A 679-nucleotide genomic window follows, 5' to 3' on the forward strand; every position below is an offset into this window, starting at 1 on the left:
GCGCTATCTGCCTTTTGCAGTGAATATAAATATATAAACTTAGTGGATTTATATAACCAGTTAAATGTTCGTAACCCGCTTACTTATTGCTTTGGGAAAGCCATGAGAGTGAGGCGTCAGTGGTAGATGATGGTATATATTCGGCGCTGATATAGCCTGAGTAATTAAGCCTATCAAGTGCTTTGAAGATCTGCGAGAAGTTAAGCTCGCCGGTACCTGGCTCGTGTCGGCCGGGGTTATCGGCAAACTGGATATGGCCGATCTGGGCTTGGGCAGATCCTATCTTACGGATAATATCGCCATGCATGATTTGCATATGATAGATATCAAACTGGATCTTTACATTTTCTTCATTGACGTCCTCGAGTAGCTGCAGAGCTTTGTCTAATGTATCAATTATGAACCCAGGCATATCAACTTTACTGTTAATTGCTTCAACCATCAGTGTTATATTTTTTCTGGCAAGCGCTTGGGCAGCATATTTGACGTTAGCAACAAGTTTTTGCCAGTGTTGCTCGTCACTACAGTCAGGCTGTTTTAAACCTGATAAGCAATTAATCTGCTTAACCCCAAGTGTTTGCGCATATTCCAGCGCTGTTTCGAGCCCTTGTTTGAATTCATCCTCACGTCCGGGTAAGCCGGCGATACCTCTCTCTCCTGCATCCCAATTACCAGGCGG

1 protein-coding gene is annotated in these 679 nt (G+C 43.9%); it reads right to left on the minus strand.

The features are described 5' to 3' along the window. Nucleotides 1-79 precede the first annotated feature (79 nt). Nucleotides 80-679 (minus strand): hydroxypyruvate isomerase family protein (locus A3729_RS07905; protein ID WP_068633585.1); only part of this gene is annotated, 600 nt, incomplete at its 5' end.

The sequence above is a fragment of the Oleiphilus sp. HI0043 genome (genome assembly GCF_001634935.1).